The organism is Cloacibacterium sp. Arc13, assembly GCF_041431305.1.
Lineage (GTDB): Bacteria > Bacteroidota > Bacteroidia > Flavobacteriales > Weeksellaceae > Cloacibacterium > Cloacibacterium caeni_B.
On record NZ_JASMRM010000016.1, the window covers coordinates 48124 to 67946 of the forward strand.

Here is a 19823-nt window from a genome sequence, read left to right on the forward strand (position 1 = left end):
CCTTCGTTTTTTAGAAAGTACTGCCACTTTGTTGGAAACTTCTTTCCTTGTATTTTACGGCGTCTTTTAAAATATTTGCTTTTATGCTGATAAAGAAATCATATACTTTATATTGACCAAAAGGCACCCAATTAAAGGTAAAAGAGAAACTTCTTTGGTCTCTAGAAAACCCTAATCTGGTGTACGCTAAACTTTTTGAAACAAAATCATAATGCGTGTTCCCGCTTAAACTCCAATAAGGTGTAAGTTTCACGCTACCATCTAAACCTAGTGAAGCTACACTTTTCCCAAATCTGGTATTGTTTTTAGAATAACCATAATTGGCATTAAGATTCAAAGTCCAAGGTTGATTAAATCGGGAGTAATTATCTTGGTCAAAATAATAGACTTCGTTTCGTATTTCTCCTTTGGTTTTATACTTAGTCGCTAAATCTTCTTTTTTTCCAAAAGTTTCATTGTTCAGAGGGAAAGAAAAATTCATGCTGAAACTCTGGATATTAAAATGTCCAAAATTCTCAGTTCTAATACCGTTTTCTTGACCTGGAATAAATACAATTTGATAAGGATCTATCGAAACATTAGAATTTACACTTAATTTATTTTGGAAGAAAGAAGTCTGTGTACTAATCGAAATCAATGACCATTTGTATTTATCCGCAGCAAAATTATAACCTCCAGAAATATTTAAACTTTCAAAAATTTTAACTTTTTTGGTTCCTGTAGAATCGGTTTTACTTCTCACCTTCATCTCTAAGTTGTTATTGATATTGAAACCAATAGACTGTGTTAAACCTTGATTAGGTGAGCCAAACATCCCTCCTTCGAAAATAGAATAAGTGGTTAAAACGCCTCTTTCGTCATAATAACTTTTGAAATATCCAAACTTTGGATCTCCAAAATCTGGAGAATACGTAAACCCAATACTCGGAGTTACCATGTGTCTGATGGCTTGAATTTTAGATTTTTCGCCAAATTTCAACATTCCATACAAAACGGTTTGCAAACTTGCAGATGTAGAAAACGTAGAATAACCCGTCAAATTTTTATTCAAATTCCTTTCTAAAGTATTGGTAACTGGATTGTAGTTTTTACTAATCGTTTTAGTAGTTGCTACGTTATCAATATTAGCGCCTAATGAAAACGTAAAAAACTTAGCAACAGTCGTGTTCGTAGCGAGCGCAATGTTATTTTTAGCACCAGTTTGCATATTATCCCACATAGTTTTGGTAAATAAATCACCACTTTTCACTCCAGAAACATAATTACTGAATTGCAATCCTGTATTCACGGTAATGTTTTCTAACATCCCCGTTCTAATTCCTGTTTTTGGTTTAAATAAATAAAACTGATTGGTAGAAACATTCAACTGTGGCAATCTAATATCGGTAAGTCCCGTAGTAAAGTTTTGCGAATAACTACCTGTTCCCGTGATAGTTATCGGTAAATTCAAAAATCTTTTGGTAAAGCTCACCGTAGAGTTTTGTTGTGCATTTAGAGCGCTTTGGTTAAAAATATGGGAGTTATTAACCGTGTTATTGTAGAATTTGTTACTCGTAATATTTACAGATGCCGAAAAATTAAAAAACGGATTGGCTTTAGTATCTTGAGTATGTGTCCATGCAATATTATAAACACTACTTTTGGTATAATTTTCTAGACCTTTTATTCCTCTGATGGTAGTTCCTATTTCTCCTCGGAAAGAACCATTGTACTTATAATTTTTTCGATAACTAACTTCTGGTCTGAAGTTCCAACTTCCCTTGGTATAATAATCAAAGTAGGTCTTCACATCAAAATGTTCACCAATTGGCAAATAATACCCCAAACTATTCAAGAAAAATCCTACATCTTGTCTTTCCCCAAAACTCGGAATAAGAATCCCTGCCATTCTTTTTTCAGAAAACGGAAGAATCGCAAATGGTAAAATAAGCGGTGTAGGAACTTGCTCTATATACATCTGTATAGGCCCCGTAATTAATTTAGAATTCTCTTTTCCCTTTACCAATTTAATATCTGGCGCGAGTAAATAATAATCTGCTATGGTATCTTTTTTCTTAAGGAAATATTCGTCTGTAGTATATTTTCCTCTCTTGAGATAAAAAACAGAATCGTTTACTTTTTTGGTTTTTTCCGCTACTATTACACCTTCACTTTCTTCTGTTCTAGCATTGTAAGCAATGGCTTGTTTGGTTTTATAATTGTAGTTAAAACTTTCGTATTCATATTTTTTACCACCTTGAGTTGCAATTGCTGGTTCTAGCATTTTGCCGGTAGAATCTATTTTTCCTCTTGCGTAAATCAGTCCTTTGTCCCAATCTATTTGGATATAATCTGCATTAATCTTCATATCTTGATATGAAACTTCTGCATTTTGATTGAGATAAGACATTTTTTTCGGAACTTCGTTTCTAATATTATCCGCTTTAGAACGTACAATATCATCTATTTGTTCTTTTTCTATTTTTACGGTATCTGTTTTAGAAACAGCAGTTACCTTATCACTATTTTTAGGCGCATTTTCTAGCTTATTTTGTGCTAAAAAATTGTTAAAAATTAGGATAATTAAAATTTGTAAGGTATTTTTGAGACCGTTTTTAATCAATGGAGTGTATAATTTCAGGCTCCAAAATTAATAATTTTTAAAAAATGAAGACGCATAAACACGCATTTAATATAATTTTAACAGTATTATTTTTAATTTTCGCTCAATTAGGCGCACAAAAGAAGTTTGTTATTGTATTAGATGCCGGTCACGGCGGTTCTGATGTGGGAGCAACTAGAAAATACGAAAACATAGGATTAGTACAAGAAAAAGACGTTACACTAGGCATCGTATTGAAGCTAGGCAGAATGCTCGAAAAAAATAAAGATTATAAAATCATCTACACCAGAAAAATAGACGAATATCCTTCTCTAGCAGATAGAACAGACCTTGCCAATAGAAGTCATGCCGATTTATTTATCTCTGTACATTGTAATGCAAGCACCAAATCTACACCTTACGGAACCGAAACTTATGTACAGGGTCCAGACCAAAACAAAACCAATTTAGAAGTTGCCAAAAGAGAAAATGACGTAATTTTCTTAGATGATAAAGACCGCGAAAGATTCGCTTCTTACGATCCAACTTCCCCAGAATCTTTAATTGCATTAAGAATTCAGCAAAGTAAATATCTGGAAAGCAGTTTGATTTTCGGAGGTTATGTAGAAGAAAATTTCGTGAAAAAAGATAAAAGATATTCCAGAGGAGTGATGCAAAAAAACCTTCACGTACTACGTCTAAATGCGATGCCCTCTGTTTTAATAGAAACGGGATTCATCAGTAATGCTGAAGAAGCGGCATATTTAGCTTCTGACAAAGGTCAAGATGAAATTGCAGAATCTATTTACGACGCCATTACCAGCTATAAAAAACGCATCGATAGAAATCAGAAAAAAATAGTAGAAGAACCGAAAGAACTTCCTCTGAAAAATGATTTCAGAATTCTTTTGATGAGCACTCCAAACAAATATGCTGTGGGAGATCCTGCTCTCAAAGGACTTAATTACATCTTAACCATCAAAGAAAATGGTTTGTACAAATATTACTACAGCGTAACTAATTTTGCTTCTATTAAAGAGAACAACCTTAAAACCGCTAAAGATGCTGGATTTAGAAATGCTACTGCTGTAAGTTTTATTCCTAACCAAGACATGAACACTGGCTACTATAGATTAGAAGTCTACACCGGAAAAGATAAATTACCTAGCTCTTCCCCAATATTAAGACTATTAAAAGACGTAGAAAGAGTAAAAGCTAATGGCATATTTTACTACACTTATGGCAATGTAAAATCTCTAGAAGCGGCCACTAAACTTCAAAAAGACCTTGAAGAAAAGGGTATTACCAATACTACAATAGAAAAAGTTTATAAATAATCAAGAAAATTTTGCGAGTTCTAAAAAAGTTCTTATTTTTGCACGCACAAAAAAAGAATGGCCTATTCGTCTAGTGGTTAGGACTCAAGATTTTCATTCTTGCAACAGGGGTTCGATTCCCCTATAGGCTACAAATTTTAAAAAAAATTAAAAAATAATTTGCAAATTAAAAAATAGTTTTTATCTTTGCACCCACATTTCAGAAACAATTATGGCAAATCATAAATCAGCACTTAAGAGAATCAGACAATCTGAGAAAAGAAGATTGAGAAACAGATACTATCACAAAACTGCTAGAACAGCTGTGAAAGTATTAAGAAATGAAGAAAACAAAGCAGCTGCTTCAGAGCAATTGCCGAAAGTAATCTCTTTATTAGACAAATTAGTAAAGAAGAATATTATTCACAAAAACAAAGCTGCTAACTTAAAAAGCAAGTTAACTAAACACGTTAACAAGTTAGCTTAAGAATAAATTTCTGGCCCGTTCGTCTATCGGTTAGGACTCAAGATTTTCATTCTTGCAAGAGGGGTTCGATTCCCCTACGGGCTACCAAAATCCTCAGAAAATTTCTGAGGATTTTTTTGTTTTAAAAATTTCATACCTTTGAGAATATGAAAATTCTAATATTAAACGGAGCCAATCTCAATCTTCTAGGAACTCGTGAGCCAGACATCTACGGAAGTACTTCAATGGATGATGTTTTAACGCATTTACAATCTGAGTATTCTCAACATACAATTGAATATTTCCAGTCTAATTTTGAAGGGGAAATCATCGGGAAAATTCAAGAAAATGATTTTGATGCGCTTATCATTAATCCTGGTGCTTTCACTCATTATTCCTATGCCATCGCAGATGCGCTTAAAAACCTTAGGAAACCCAAAATAGAGGTTCACATTAGCAATATTTATCAACGTGAAGAATTCAGGCAGAAATCAGTTACCGCAGCTTATACAGATGCTGTTCTCTCTGGCTTTGGTACAGAAGGTTACAGATTAGCAATTATTCATTTAATTTCTACAATACAATAAAAAAATCCTCAGCGTAAACTGAGGATTTTAAATTTAGGTATTTCTCTTATTTTTATAATTGAGGACCTGCCGCAACTAATCTTTTACCTTCTTCTGTATCACAATATTGTTCGAAGTTTTTAATATATCTAGCTCCTAAATCTCTAGCTTTTGCTTCCCATTCGCTAGCATCAGCATAAGTGTTTCTTGGATCTAGAATTCCTTCAGTTACATTTGGTAAAGAAGTAGGAATTTCTAAATTCATAATTGGAACTACAGTTTTAGGTGCAGATTCTATTGAACCATCAATGATTGAGTCAATAATTGCTCTAGTATCTTTAAGAGAAATTCTCTTTCCAGTACCATTCCAACCTGTATTTACTAAATAAGCTTTCGCTCCGTGTTCTTTCATTTTACCAATTAATGTTTTAGAATACATTGTTGGGTGTAATGTAAGGAAAGCTTCACCGAAAGCTGGAGAGAATGAAGGCTCTGGAGAAGTAATTCCTCTCTCTGTTCCTGCTAATTTAGAGGTATATCCACATAAGAAGTGATATTGCGCTTGATCTTCATTTAAAATTGATACTGGAGGCAATACACCGAAAGCATCTGCTGATAAATAAACGATTTTTTTAGCGTGACCAGCTTTAGAAGGAAGTACAATTTTATTAATATGGTAGATTGGGTAAGAAACTCTAGTGTTTTCTGTGATAGAATTATCTTTATAGTCTATTTCGCCATATTCATTTACCACTACGTTTTCTAATAAAGCATCTCTCTTAATCGCTCTGAAAATGTCTGGTTCTTTTTCTTCAGTAAGGTCAATTACTTTTGCGTAGCAACCACCTTCGTAGTTAAATACACCATTGTCATCCCAACCATGTTCATCATCACCAATTAAATATCTTTTTGGGTCTGCAGAAAGTGTAGTTTTACCTGTACCAGAAAGTCCGAAGAATAATGCTACATCACCTTCTTCTCCTACGTTTGCAGAGCAGTGCATAGAAGCCATTCCTCTTAATGGAAGATAGTAGTTCATCATGGCAAACATCCCTTTCTTCATCTCACCTCCATACCAAGTTCCTCCGATAATTTGGATTCTTTCTGTAAGGTTAAACATTACAAAGTTTTCAGAATTTAATCCTTGAGCTTGCCAATCTGGATTTACTGTTTTAGAACCATTCATCACGATGAAATCTGGAGTTCCGAAGTTTTCTAACTCATATAATGATGGTCTAATAAACATATTCGTTACAAAATGAGCTTGCCATGCTACTTCCATTACAAATCTTACTTTAAGTCTTGTATCTGGATTGGTACCACAGAACGCATCTACTACATATAATTTTTTAGAAGAAGAAAGCTGTTCTAAAACTAATTCTTTACAAGATTTAAAAATCTCTGGAGTTGTAGGGAAATTAACTTTTCCGTCCCAACAAATAGTATCTTTTGTTACATCATCTTTTACGATATATCTATCTTTAGGTGATCTACCTGTGAAAATACCCGTTTTTACAGCAACTGCGCCTGATTCTGTAAGAGCTCCCTTTTCAAAACCTTTATTTTTAGCAGACATTTCTGCTTTAAAAAGTTCTTCATAGGTTGGATTATACACTACTTCGTGATAACCTGTAATACCTAGATCATGTAGCTCTTGAATGATTTTAATGTTTTTCATAACTAAAATATTATTGTTCATATTTTTTTGTATTACAAAATTAGCAAAAGTATATAGTTTTATTAAATCTTAATTGATGATATTGGTCACTGAAATCCATCATGACCGACATTCTTAATTCATTAATTATCAAGCAATTAAATTTTTCCATTCTATGATATTTCTAAAATCGCGCTCAAAAAAGTAATTTTTGTAATCCCCAAATTTTGAAGCTAGAACGAAATCTCCGCCCCAAGCTCCCAAACTTTTAATGAAACTTGGGCAATCTTGAAAGTGTTTTTCTTTGGCAGTTTTCATTCCTAAAAATTCACTTAACTTACTCTCATGCAGCATCATAAGATTAGAAAACCCTTCCAAGGTTTCACATTGTAGTACTTTTTGAGTAATTTCTGAAAAGTCAGTTCTTAAATCTAAAGATTTTTTTTGAGACTGAAAAGCTCTTATTCCTTCTCTACTATCTTGCTTTTGGTTTAAATGAATGAAGATTAAATCATCAGTAAAACTAGGATTAAACTCTACTCTTTCTATTTTTCTAGGGTTATTTTGATAAAGAATGGCAGATTTTTCTTGAGCCACAGCTATATCATAACCACTTCCACCCAAAGAAAGTTCATTAAGAAGAAAAGCATCTATATGAGACCACTCTGCTAAATTATTCATTAATGTAGAACTACTCCCCAATCCATAATTCGCAGGGAACTGTAAATTAGTAGTAATTTTATAAGTAGAATCGCTATGAAATTTTTCTGTAGAAAGTTTCTGTACATTTTGAAGCACTTTAAGAATAAATGCTGCGCTTTCAAGAAGGTTGGTTTGTAGAATTTCCCAATTTTTATAATCTATTTGGATAGAGAGCCAAGGTTTGTTCTCATGCAAAGCTTCCCAAAAAACCATGGAAGCACCATCTTTTTCTTCTTCTGAATAAAAATCTTGGCCCAATCGAGTAGGTACTGCTAAAGCTAAAGCTCCATCTAAAACAAAGTATTCTGAAGTAATCAGTAATTTGCCTGGTGAAAATATGTGATTTTTCAAAGGATTTTATTTTTAACAAAAATAAAAAAGAAAAAGCCACAAAAAAATTTGTGGCTTACTTTATTTTAAATTGCAGATGCAACTGTTACTTCGGAGTTAATCTTCTTTATCAATCCTTGCAAAGTTTTTCCTGGCCCTACTTCTACAAAATTTGATGCGCCATCTTTAATCATGTTTTGTACAGACTGTGTCCATTTTACAGGTCCTGTTAACTGAGCAATCAAATTTTTCTTAATTTGATCTGGATCTGTAACAGCAGTCGTTGTAATATTCTGATAAACCGGAATGGTTGCTTTTCTAAATTTTGCATTTTCTATTGCCGCAGCCAATCTTTCTTGCGCTGGTTGCATTAAAGGTGAATGAAACGCACCATTTACTGGTAAAATTAATGCTCTTTTCGCACCAGCTTCTTTCATAGCGTTACACGCTTCTTCTACAGCTTTGGTCTCACCAGAAATTACCAATTGTCCTGGACAGTTGTAATTCGCTGGGACTACTACTCCACCAATTGACGCACAAATTTCTTCCACTTTAGCATCATCTAAACCTAGAATTGCTGCCATAGAAGATGGATTAATATCACATGCTTCTTGCATCGCCAAAGCTCTTTCTGAAACCAATTTAAGCCCGTCTTCAAAACTTAAAACTCCATTGGCAACTAATGCAGAAAACTCTCCTAAAGAGTGTCCTGCTACCATTTGAGCTCCTGTTCCGTCAATTGCTTTTACAGCAGCTACAGAATGAATAAATATTGCGGGTTGGGTAACTTTTGTTTTTTTAAGGTCTTCATCAGTTCCCTCGAACATGATTTTTAGTATATCAAAACCTAGAATTTCATTACTGAAATCCATTAAGTCTTTAATTTCTTTTCTACTATCGTAGAGTACTTTTCCCATTCCTACGAATTGAGAACCTTGCCCTGGAAATACAAGTGCTTTCATAATTTTTTTTCGATAAAATTTGAGTCTTATTCTTCTTTTGTTTAGTATTAGTTTTCGCTATTAAGGAACTAATCTCACTACTCTGTAACCCTGGTTCACGTATGCTCCGTTTTTGTTTCGTACAAATTCAAACTTGGTAGCCAATTGGGTTTGAGGTTTATTCATTTGCTTAAACAATTCTCCCTTGCTGTTTTCTCTGGTCAACATATCATTCACTACGTCAAAACCAATTACAGCATACTTAGAAGGAGCTTTGCAATATTTTTTCTTATAATCTGCGAGAACTTCTTTTTCGAAGTCACCGTCTGTGTTTATTTTTCTATCCATCAAATACACCAAGCTCGCATTGCTGAGTTCTGCAATATTTTTTTCAAAAGACGGATGATAATACATACTGAATGATTTCATTCCGCTGGTTTCTTTAGCCAAATCAATGATTCTTTTTGAAAAATCAGAACCTGCATTATCATTATCATTCGCCAAAATAGCAATCACTGGAGCGGTTTGACCAGTCATCATATTCGTATCTAACTGAATATCTGCCGAAGAATTTACTACGGTGATGTTAGCATTTTTCAACTGACCTTCTAATTGTTTCTTCATATAATTGGCATACGTCTTATCCGCATCTGACACAATATATATTTTTTGGTCAGAATAAGCCAGAGAAACTTCTTTTACAATTCTGTCTGCAAAAACACTTTGTTCTGTTTCGATAATTACTAAATTGCTATAATTTCTAAGCTCTGGAGAATTTGCAAACGGAGCTACCACAGGAATTTTTTGAGTTTTTACATAGTCTAAAACTTCTAAAACGTTTGACTTGAAAAACGGTCCTATGATTAAGTCTGTATTATTTTGATTAATTTGGGTAAGTGAATTTTTAAAACTTGCTTCACTTCCTGCATCTACTACTTTTACATCTAGTTTTTGACCAGCTTTAGCATTTCTTTCGATGGCTAATTTTGCACCCGTTAAGAAATCAGCAGCCATACTTCTGTATTTGCTGTCTCCATCATCAAAACCAAATGGCAACATTAAAACTACATTTAGTTCATCACCAGATTTTTTAATATAACCCGCTTCTAGCTTCTTCACTTTTAGAACCATTCCTGGTTTTAAACCTTCTGAAAGTTTAGGATTAAGTTCTAGCAATTGGTCTAGCGAAACATTAAATTTATTAAGAATTCCGAAAACAGTATCCCCATTCTGAACTGTGTACGTTTGGTATTCGTCTGCAACTACATTCTGGACTTCTGCTTTCTCGGTTTTCTTATCTTCTTGCCAAGTTACCGTTTCTTTAACCTTAGAATTTTGAGGTTTTTTCACATTAATGACTTCGCCGGGTTGCAATCCTTTTTCTTCTAAGCCAGGATTGATGGCAAATAATTCCTCTTGAGTAAGGTTAAAACTTTTGGTAATTCTGTAATAATTATCTTTTGGCTGAATTACATAAGTTCCTTCATCTGCTTTTGGCTTTTCTACTGCCTTTTCCACAGGTTTTTCTACTGGAACTTCTGTTTTTACGAATGCATTTTGATCTGCATATTTTTTGATATTTTCAGCAGGCAAAGTTACCTCGTCACCAATTTTCATATGCTGGTCTAAGTTAGGATTCAATTTTCTTAAATCCGCTTCAGAAATATGATATTGTTTGGTAATTCCGTAAATCGTTTGCTTGGGTTGAAGTACAATTTTGCCTAATTTTTGATTGGTAGTAGCCACCGCTTTTTCAGTAGTTTTTACAACTTCTGAGTTTTTCTTAGTGATGATTAAAACATCTCCAATCGCTAATTTACCCTCTTTGATTTGAGGATTTAGCTTCGTGAGTTCGTCTAGTGTTACGCCATATTTTTTAGAAATATTATATGGAGTATCACCTTTTGCTACAGTGTGTGTTTTCTGCGCAAAAGCTACAAAACCTATTAACGTATATATGAATACAAGATATTTTTTCATCCTTGTTATTTAAAATGCAAAATTAATGTTTTTCGGGCTAAAATTCGCTAACAATTAAGACAGAATTTAAAACCTCCATTTCTTGGTAACAATTTTCGAGCCATTTTTCGCCATTTTCTGCGAAAAAGACACTGAAATTGAGGCTTCTTTCTTGCCAATTATTAGCAGGGTGAATTTCTGAATACAAACGCTGAAGATAATCTATTTTATCTGCGTGAAGAATCTTTTCTGCACGTAACAATCTTTTCTTAAATTTCTGAAAAGACTTCAATTGTCTCGTTTCTTCTGCTTCTACCATATTCCTAAAGGTAACGGCAGTATGTGAAGCTTTATTTTTTAAAGTTTCGAAATTTTCTTTTAACAATTGCTCTCGGCTTTCTAAATCAGCATTCAATTCTGATTCTTTCAGCAATTTTTGATTTAAGAATTTCTGGAAATCCCCCAAAAAGTCTTTTAAGGCTACTCCAGATTTTTCTATTTTATCTAAAGTTTTCTTTCTAAGGAACAACATAGAGTTTCTGGGAACCAAAAGTGGAAATTCTACCCCAAATTTTTCAAAAACCTTTGGCATTTCTAACCAATACATGATTTCTGCATTTCCGCCAATATATGCAATATTGGGCAAAACTTTTTCTTGAAAAACTGGTCTTAACAAAGCATTGGGTGAAATTTTAGACCAATCTTCTGCCAATTCTTCTAAAGTAAACGTGAGATTTTTATCTACAATCTGAAATTGTTCTCCATCAAATTCTATTCTATTTCTGGTATCAGACAAGTAGAAAAGGTTAATTTCTCTAGGGTTTACTTGTACTTTTCCGTATTTCTCGGTTAGGAATTTTACATTTTCTTGAGAAAAATGATGTGTCGTGTGATTTAACAGTTCTTCTTTGAAGATATTTTGCATTTGATTTTTGAGCAAAACATCATCTCCATCTATCATTAAAAGTCCAAATTCTGCAAAAATTTCTTGAACCAAAATCTGAGTAGCTTCGGTAAAAGTTCTTCCTTTTTGATAAGCTTTTTTGGCAAGAAGAATAAGCTGTGTTCCGAAAACATCATCTTTAAATTCTTTTTCGAATTCTTCTAAAAAACTATTGTCTTCTATAATAATTCTGCCAACTGCACCACCAGAATTTCCTTTGACTTGATAAAATCCATTTGCAGTTTTAAAATGATTAATCTCCTCAAAATCATGGTCTTCTGTTGCTAACCAAAAGATAGGGACAAAATTTTTATCTGAATTTTGAGTTAAAAAATCAGCCGTTTTGATGGTTTGTAAAATTTTGTAAACAAAAAATACTGGCCCAGAAAACAAATTCAGTTGATGACCTGTGGTTACAGTAAAAGTATTTTCAGACAAGAGCAAATCTAAATTTTGTGATTGCTTAGCACTTAAATCTAAATGCTGATGTTGCGCTCTAAGAACGTCTACCAGTATTTTTCTTTGCTCTAGTGTATAGTTATGTGCTTTTTTTTCTGCTTGTAACAGTGCGTTATCTAAAGTAAACTGATATGCAGAAAACTGCGGAATTTCTTGTTGAAGAAAGTCCTTGATCAATTTCGGGATGGTTTCTAAATCTTGAAACGGAAATTTAAACTTCGGCATGAAGCAAATTTAGTGAAATAAATACCAAACAATTCCTAAATTCAATCGAAAATCATAAATAGGATAATTTGGAGCAGCGAATGATTTGTTTTTCATAAAAGTAGTGTTTACATGCTGCGCTTCTGCATAAATAAGCATTCTTTTTACCTTCATGTTAAAATAAGCATCTGCAATCGGTTGACCACCAATAGAAGCCGTATTTGCAGAAACTGCAAATTCATTGAGTACTGGAAAATATTCTCTAGAATTAAATTTCGAGAAATAATACACTTTTATTCCAGTTTGAATTTCTGCAGCATCTTTAAACGCTTTTGCTTGGTAATAAGCATTTAATCTCCCGATAAAACTTGGCATCGGGTAAAGATTCTTCTCAGACAAAGCCGATTGGAAAAGCAATTTGGTATTAAAATTAAGTTTCCAATAAGAAAAAGTAGCTTCGCCACCGATTTGAGAAATATTGAGCGATGATTCACTTTGTTTTGGCTGATAATCTGCGCCGATATAGGTGTAATTTTCTATTCTAAAATAATTAGCAAAAACTGAACTTTGGAACCACTTTAGATTGACTTTACCTCCGATTTCTAAAGTGCTTTCGTTTTTAGCGTCTAAGAAATTATAATTGAAATTTTGGTAAAAAGATGGATTGATTAAATAGTTGAAACTCGGTTTAGAGGTTTGTAAATTTACATGGGCATCTAAAATATAATCTTTAATCGGTTCTAACTTCAAATTGTTTTCTGAACGAAGGAAATTGCCAAAAGTACTTCCGTTAGAATATTCTAGATTAGATTTTAAATCTACCTTGTCCCATAATTTGATTTCTAAATTCCCCACTGCTCCAAATCTGTTTTCTTTATTGTCTAAAGGAATATTGACACCAACAATGGCTGGAAGTTCTTTGTCCGTTCCTAAATTAATCATTTGGTGACGAACTCCTGCTTCTAATTTGAAAGTAGGTTTATCAAAAAGCAAAGTAAATGTATTGCTTAAATTTTTAGAAAACTTATAAGCAGACGTTCCATAATCTTCTACAACATCTGAATTATAAAACGACTCAGAACCTTGTTGCTTGTACCAATATTTATTGGCTTGATGGAAAATAGTATGTCTTACTTTAAAAGGATATTTCTCTGAATTCACAAACTGAAATTCCTGAGAAAAATAATATCTTCTGTATGAAAATCTAGAATCCGTAGATGTAAGGTTTACAGCAAGATTCTGTCTATTATTAAAACGAGTGTCATCTCCCAAGAACAGACTTAAATCTTCTATTCCACCATTTTCTTCGTTGTTTACGTTCTGATGAATGTAATGCGTAAAAAAACGATAACGATTATTCTTAGAATTAAAACGAGAAGATAAAATGAAATTATTAGACGACGCCAATTCTCTTTGGTAAACACCTTGAGAACGCAATCCCATATATTCTAATGCTACGTTGAAATTTTTTCCTACGTTTTGAGTATAAGTAGTTTTCAAGGCTGCTCCTTGTTTCATAGCATTATGGTAAATGAAAGATGTAGTGGGCGTTTTTACATCATAATATTTAACATCATCAATTCCTAAAATAAAATGTGACTTTCGAGTAGGTAATAACGCTAAGTTTTGTTCTTTATTGACATGAAACATTAAATCTTGAAATCCAGAACCAATGTTGGCAAATTGGATTTTCCCAAAATTGTCTTGGTTATTGTATTGTGTAAATTGATAAGATTTGTCAATAGTAAAAACTGTATCAAAAATTTTCCTCTCAGAAAACTGAGTATAATGTTGATAGTCATTTATGGTTGGCTTAAAGATTTTCAAAGAATCTTTTCTTCCTTTGTCAACAATAATAGTATCTGATTGTGAAGTATTGGAAACTTTTGTATCAATTTTGTTAATTTGAGATCTTTGAGAAAAAAAACACGAAAAAGATAGTATTGATAAAAATAAAAAAATTCTCATAGTAATTATTTATAAAGACAAAAATAAAAAAAAATAGACTGCAATAGCAGTCTATTTTCAATATTAAATATATAAATATTATTTTCCTACGAAGGTTTCTGTTTGATTACCCCAACCTCCAACATTTGGAATATAATAATTAACATATAATGTTAATTGTCTTGTACAAGGGTTAAACTTAGATATTTTAGTAGCATCTGTTGATTGCTTACACCATATATAACCATTATTAGCAGAAGAAAAATAACCTGTATTCTGATCCGGAAAAGTTACCACAAATGTTTCAGGATTATAATTAAACACTAAATCTTTTCCTAGATCCCAGAAATCTTTAACTAACATTTGATTAGGACTTGTCCCTGCTACAATATCAAAGGAACCACCTGGATTATTCCACCATGAAGCAGTATTAGTAAATTCCCCATAAAAACCTGACACTGGACAAGTTAAAGAAACAGTCAATGTATATTCTTGATTAAACACAGCATTATCAATAGTAGTAGATTGAAGCTTAAATACTGCCGTTTTGGGAGTTTGAGTAGCTCCAGATTCAAGTAATTTAACTGTAAATTCTCCAGAAACTTCACCTTCATTAAGATCATCTATATTTTTTACATATACAAAATCTACTCCTTCTACTATGTTAGACTTCTGTGTATCTAAAACTAATTTTACTTGATTAGAACCTGTAACAGCTTTAACAGAACCATAAGAAATTTTAATTTCTTTAGATACAGCTCCCTTCATAATGATTTCAGAGGCAGCAGTTGCTTTATTAAAATGAACGTAAGGTTTACCATTATACTCTGGATTCTCATCTCTACAAGACCAAACAACAATGCTCATTATAAAGAGCAATGATAATAACTTAAATATTTTTTTCATGTTTTTTATTTTGGAATTAATAACCAGGGTTTTGAACTATATTTGGATTTCCTAATTTCTCTGATTGAGGTATTGGGAATGTAAATCTATGATCTTTGATATCTAAAGTTAGTGGCGTATTGCTAACAACATCATCTACTTTATTTCTATCAATACTTACACCAGCAGTTTCTCCTAATCTTCTTAAATCAACATATCTATGCCCTTCTAACGATAATTCCGCTCTTCTTTCTTTTAACACGTCCTTCAAAGCCTCTAATTTACTTGAATAAATAGGTAATGTAGCTGTACCAGAATAAGTTCTTGCATCTCTAATTTTCTTAATATAAGTTGCAGCACTTACTAATTGATCTTGAGCCGCTGCAGATTCAGCTAATATTAAATACATTTCAGACAGTCTAAAAAGTTTTATATCATTTCTTAGAGGTGTATTTCCTTTGCCTGGATATTTATCAATAACAAGAACATCCGTAGAAACATAATTAGCATCTGTAGCATAACTTGCGCTTACTACTGAAGTAGGATCTACAAATGCCCATCTTCTGATATCATTATTTTGATTAATAATGTTAAATAAATTTCTGCCTAAATCAAATAGCGGGCTTCCTGATAAATTTGTTGTATTAGTAGTCCAATTTGAAGCAATATTCCCCCAAGATCCTACTGAAGGTCTACTTAAGGCGAAAATTACTTCTCCTTGTATTGCATCATTCCACATTTGTCTGTATGGGGACGGAGTACTTGCACTATAAAATGAACTATTAAAAGTAGTAGTTCCTGGAGTACCGGTAATAGGAACAGCTGGCGTTAGTCCGTTTGGAAAATTATCAATAACCGCTTGAGCATATTGAGCTGCTAACTGATACTTACCTCTATAGGTATACATTCTAGCTCTAATTGCATTAATTAGATTCTTAGTAACATACTTATAATTGTTCCCTTCTTTAAGATTGTTGTATGCAAAATCAAGGTCACTCTCAATTAAGGAATATATTTCCACATTTTTGACTCTTGGCAATTGATCATTTGGTTTTGGTACAGAAGTGGTTAAAATTACGCCAAGTGCATTATCATCTTTCATATCCGTAGTAAAGTATGATTGCAATTGAAGATAAGCGTATGCTCTAAGTGCTTTAGCTTCTGCCAAAATAGAATTAAACTCTTGTTTTTCTGTGTCAGCAACTGTAATAGTTTGAGATGCTTCTATTAGTCTATTTACTCTATTGATTAAGCGGTAGTGATTTAGCCAAGTTCCTGAAACAAAAGCATTATCACTATTCAAAATATATCTATGCTCAGAAAAATACCATCCAGAATTACTTGGGGTAATACCTACCTCATCTGTAAAAACAGAACCTAATAAAATTTCATTGTTGGGATCTACAGAACCATATACAGTTCCATTTAAAAATGATCTAAGATCAGTAACTTTCTGAAAAGCTACTTCGTTATTTATTTCACCATCTTGAACAATATCAATGGCATCTCTACAAGAAAATATCGTAAGAGACGTAAGTAATACGTATAAATATAATTTAATTTTTTTCATTATTATTCAATTTAAAATTCAATATTAGTTCCTAAAGTTATTGTTCTCATATTAGGGTAAACAGAAAGGGAATAAGAGAAGTTTGGTTCTGGATCATAACCTTTCCATTTTGTCCATGTATAAAGGTTTTCTGATTGTACGAAAATCTTCATCCCTTTTACAAATGTATTTTTAAGTAAATCTTTAGGCACATTATATCCCAAAGAAACATTCTTTAGTCTAACAAAAGATGCATCCTTTAAAAACCTATCTGAGTAATCAGCATATGCTAGGTTATTAGCAGTTAATGATGGTTGAGAACCATTTGGATTTGTTGCAGACCAAGCATCTAACATATCCACAGACTGATTCCACTCTCCAATAGACACAGGGTCATAAAGCCATGCCATAGCATTGTCATATTTCCAAGCACCTTGTTGGAAAGTAAAATGTGTATCTAAATAAAACCCTTTATACTCAGAATTAAATCCAAATCCTCCTGTCCACTTTGGATACATGTTTTTACCTGTAGCTCTTTCATCTGCATCTTTATTTAAAATTTCAGTTGGTAAGCCATTTGCATCTAAAAATAACGCATTACCATTCGAAGGATTGACTCCAACATATGGCGCAAAATACCATTCATAAATTTGACCTCCTTCAACATTTCTAATTTCTCCACTAGTATCACTCTTAATTAAAGAAAGTATTTTACTTTTATTATAAGATGCATTTGCATAAAAACTTAACTTAGCGTTTTCATTTCTTATGACATGATATTTTAATAAAGCTTCAACACCTCTATTTTGTAATTTACCATTATTACCATTAATACCATACAGACCGTTTACGGCTGATAAGTTAATTGCATTATATAACTGATCAGTTACTTTGTTATAAACATCTACATTTCCCTCAACTTTTTTATTAAGTAATCTAAAGTCTAAACCAACGTTTAATTGAGATAACCTTTCCCATTTTACAATTGGGTTAGCAAATACACCTAAGCCTAATGCCCCTGCTATATTATCATAACCAGTACCTGTAACATATGTATCTCTAACTAAGTTAGTCCCTGCCAACATTGGATTACTACCTGCTGATACAGAAATAATATTTTGATTTCCAATAACCCCATAAGAAGCTCTCAATTTCAACATATCAAAAGTGGAACCAGACATGAAATCTTCTTTATCAATATTCCATCTTGTACCTACAGACCAAAACGTAGCCCATTTGTTGCTGTCAAGAAATCTATATGATCCATCTCTTCTAACAAGACCACTGATACCATACTTATTATCGTAATCATAATCTACCGTAGCAAAATAAGCTAAAGCTCCCGCTTTAATATTTCCAGCCGTAGCTGTAGGCACATAATAAACTATAGGAGCTCCTCCTGCAGTAGGATTATCATAATAAACAGGATCTACATATCCCGTGCCTGAACCGAAAACCCAGTTAAGAGGATTAAGACCAGATCTTCTTTGAGAAGTAGAGTTATAATGAACTTTTAAATAATCTAAGTAAACTCCAGCTGTTAAATTATGTTTTTCTGCAAATGTGGTTGAGTATACTAAACTTGTAATTGAATTAAAATTTAATTCGGTTGTTTTACTAAAATCTTCAATCCCTCCATAAGGCTTTTGATTAACGGAAGTTGCTGAATTCTTAGCAACGATTAAAGCTAAGTAAGACCAAGGAGCTCTTGCAAAATTTGTTTCTTGGTATTTATAATCAATACCTGATTTGTTACTAATAGTAAGATCTTTTGTTAATTTATAAGACATGTTTACGTTTGTAACAATACCAGTTTCATTTCTAAGATTTGGCAGAGTCCCTTTCACAATATCCTCTAAAACATAAATATTTTTCCCTCCACTAAAATCAGACCCAATTGCATCTAGTAAAGCTTGTCCATTTGAAAATTGCCCTGATTGCAAATAAGGAAGTCCTGCATTTGCCCCATGTAAAGGGTTTTGAATAGAGTTATTTCTAATATTTGTATTTGTTTCTTCATCTAGCTGATGTCTTTTAGAAAAAGATAGGGCAATCTGAGCTCCATAATTAAATCTATCATTAGCCGATTTACCATTAACATTATTTCTAAATGTAAATCTTTTAAAATCAGAAGTAGCTGGAACAATTCCTGTTTGTTCCATATAACCTACAGATGAATACATATTTACTTTCTCTCCACCAACTGTCATCGACAAATCGTGTCTTTGAGTAAATCCTGGATTAAAAAAAACTTTTCTCCAATTTGTATTAACTGAATAATTAGCTATTTCTGAATCAGTCATACCTGCACCTTCTCCTACCCCTGCCATTTTCTCTAATGTCAATGCTTCTTTAGCATTTAAAAGGTTATAACCAGTACTTGGCAATAGGCTTACCCCAGTAATTGCACTATAAGAAAATCTCATTGGCGCATTAAATTTACCTTTTTTAGTAGTAATCACCACCACTCCATTAGCCGCTCTATTACCATAAATAGCAGTCGCAGCAGCGTCTCTTAATACCGATGCGGTTTCGATATCACTATCATTGAGATTTCTAAACTGAGTTGCATTAGAAATCATACCATCAATTACATAAAGAGGTTCGGAACCAGCGCTAAGAGAGCCTACCCCTCTAATAATGACATCAATTTTTCCTGAGCCAGGCTGTCCAGAGGACGCATTAATCGTTATACCAGGTGCTTCACCTTGTAATGAATTTAAGAATGACGTTGTAGGTCTATTCTCAAATTTCTCTGAAGAAACTGTTGTCGAAGCAGTTACATCTTTTGATTTTGTAGCTGTCTTATTATAGCCCAAAATCACCACTTCTTCAATTTGTTTTTCCTTAGTTATACTGTCTTTTTTTGTCTTTTGTGCTAAAACAGCATCTGCTCCCATAAAAAAAAGGACACCTGCTGTTAACACTTTTAATTTTACATTCATATTAACAATATTTAATATTTTAATAAACAAAAGTGTTAATAAATTTTAACATATCCAAATTTCAATCACTTAATTTAGAATTTAGAACATATTTTATTTCCTTTTGAATTTTAATAAATTGCAAAATAAAAAATGAAATAAGTTTTTTTTAAAAAAAACACAAATAAGATAAATTTATTTTTATTATTTTTAACATATTATCATATCTTAGTTTATTTATTTAGAATAAGTATAAATAAGCAACGTTATACAGAAAAAACCACTCTTTAAAAGAGTGGTTTTTTTTATTATTTAAATGTCTAGTCCTGAAATAGCGATACACAAAAAAACATCGTTATGCAAGAACAACAAGAAATGCTTTATTTAAAGCGAA

Annotated in this window: 13 protein-coding genes and 2 tRNA genes; 5 read left to right on the forward strand and 10 right to left on the reverse strand. The window is 32.6% G+C overall.

Annotated features, from left to right (window positions below; all coding sequences use genetic code 11):
* Positions 1 to 10: 10 nt before the first annotated feature.
* Positions 11 to 2602, reverse strand: a complete 2592-nt coding sequence (locus QO190_RS11315; protein ID WP_371462912.1) for a putative LPS assembly protein LptD — start codon at positions 2600 to 2602, stop codon at positions 11 to 13.
* Positions 2603 to 2646: 44 nt separating this feature from the next.
* Between QO190_RS11315 and QO190_RS11320 the strand changes: the two genes are divergently transcribed.
* From QO190_RS11320 to aroQ, 5 genes are all read left to right on the forward strand, one after another.
* A complete protein-coding gene (locus QO190_RS11320) occupies positions 2647 to 3918 on the forward strand; it encodes an N-acetylmuramoyl-L-alanine amidase (RefSeq protein ID WP_371462913.1) in 1272 nt (423 codons plus the stop codon).
* 59 nt (positions 3919 to 3977) lie between these two features.
* Positions 3978 to 4049 (forward strand) — tRNA-Glu (locus QO190_RS11325).
* Between the two features lie 80 nt (positions 4050 to 4129).
* Complete coding sequence (gene rpsT / locus QO190_RS11330) at positions 4130 to 4384, forward strand: 30S ribosomal protein S20 (protein ID WP_069800821.1); 255 nt, start codon at positions 4130 to 4132, stop codon at positions 4382 to 4384.
* Between the two features lie 12 nt (positions 4385 to 4396).
* Positions 4397 to 4471, forward strand: a tRNA-Glu gene (locus QO190_RS11335).
* Positions 4472 to 4530: 59 nt separating this feature from the next.
* A complete protein-coding gene (aroQ, locus tag QO190_RS11340) occupies positions 4531 to 4950 on the forward strand; it encodes a type II 3-dehydroquinate dehydratase (protein WP_371462915.1) in 420 nt (139 codons plus the stop codon).
* Positions 4951 to 5002: 52 nt separating this feature from the next.
* Here aroQ and pckA read toward each other — a convergent pair whose 3' ends face one another.
* From pckA to QO190_RS11385, 9 genes are all read right to left on the reverse strand, one after another.
* Positions 5003 to 6607 carry a phosphoenolpyruvate carboxykinase (ATP) gene (gene pckA, locus QO190_RS11345; protein ID WP_371462917.1) on the reverse strand — a complete coding sequence of 535 codons (1605 nt, stop codon included), beginning with the start codon at positions 6605 to 6607 and terminating at the stop codon, positions 5003 to 5005.
* Between the two features lie 129 nt (positions 6608 to 6736).
* Positions 6737 to 7639, reverse strand: a complete 903-nt coding sequence (locus QO190_RS11350) for a GYDIA family GHMP kinase (RefSeq protein WP_371462919.1) — start codon at positions 7637 to 7639, stop codon at positions 6737 to 6739.
* Positions 7640 to 7704: 65 nt separating this feature from the next.
* Positions 7705 to 8580, reverse strand: coding sequence for an ACP S-malonyltransferase (gene fabD, locus QO190_RS11355; RefSeq protein ID WP_371462921.1), 876 nt, complete (start codon positions 8578 to 8580; stop codon positions 7705 to 7707).
* 60 nt (positions 8581 to 8640) lie between these two features.
* Positions 8641 to 10539: a LysM peptidoglycan-binding domain-containing protein gene (locus tag QO190_RS11360; RefSeq protein WP_371462923.1), complete on the reverse strand. Its 1899-nt coding sequence runs from the start codon at positions 10537 to 10539 to the stop codon at positions 8641 to 8643.
* Positions 10540 to 10576: 37 nt separating this feature from the next.
* Positions 10577 to 12145 (reverse strand): bacillithiol biosynthesis cysteine-adding enzyme BshC, encoded by a 1569-nt coding sequence (gene bshC / locus QO190_RS11365; protein ID WP_371462925.1) that lies wholly within the window; start codon positions 12143 to 12145, stop codon positions 10577 to 10579.
* A gap of 9 nt (positions 12146 to 12154) precedes the next feature.
* Positions 12155 to 13951, reverse strand: coding sequence for a putative porin (locus QO190_RS11370; RefSeq protein WP_371481333.1), 1797 nt, complete (start codon positions 13949 to 13951; stop codon positions 12155 to 12157).
* 219 nt (positions 13952 to 14170) lie between these two features.
* Positions 14171 to 14977 (reverse strand): hypothetical protein, encoded by an 807-nt coding sequence (locus QO190_RS11375; protein ID WP_371462928.1) that lies wholly within the window; start codon positions 14975 to 14977, stop codon positions 14171 to 14173.
* A gap of 16 nt (positions 14978 to 14993) precedes the next feature.
* Positions 14994 to 16526: a RagB/SusD family nutrient uptake outer membrane protein gene (locus QO190_RS11380; protein WP_371462930.1), complete on the reverse strand. Its 1533-nt coding sequence runs from the start codon at positions 16524 to 16526 to the stop codon at positions 14994 to 14996.
* 11 nt (positions 16527 to 16537) lie between these two features.
* The gene (locus QO190_RS11385) at positions 16538 to 19450 is read right to left on the reverse strand and encodes a SusC/RagA family TonB-linked outer membrane protein (RefSeq protein ID WP_371462932.1); all 2913 of its coding nucleotides are present in this window, start codon (positions 19448 to 19450) and stop codon (positions 16538 to 16540) included.
* Positions 19451 to 19823 lie beyond the last annotated feature (373 nt).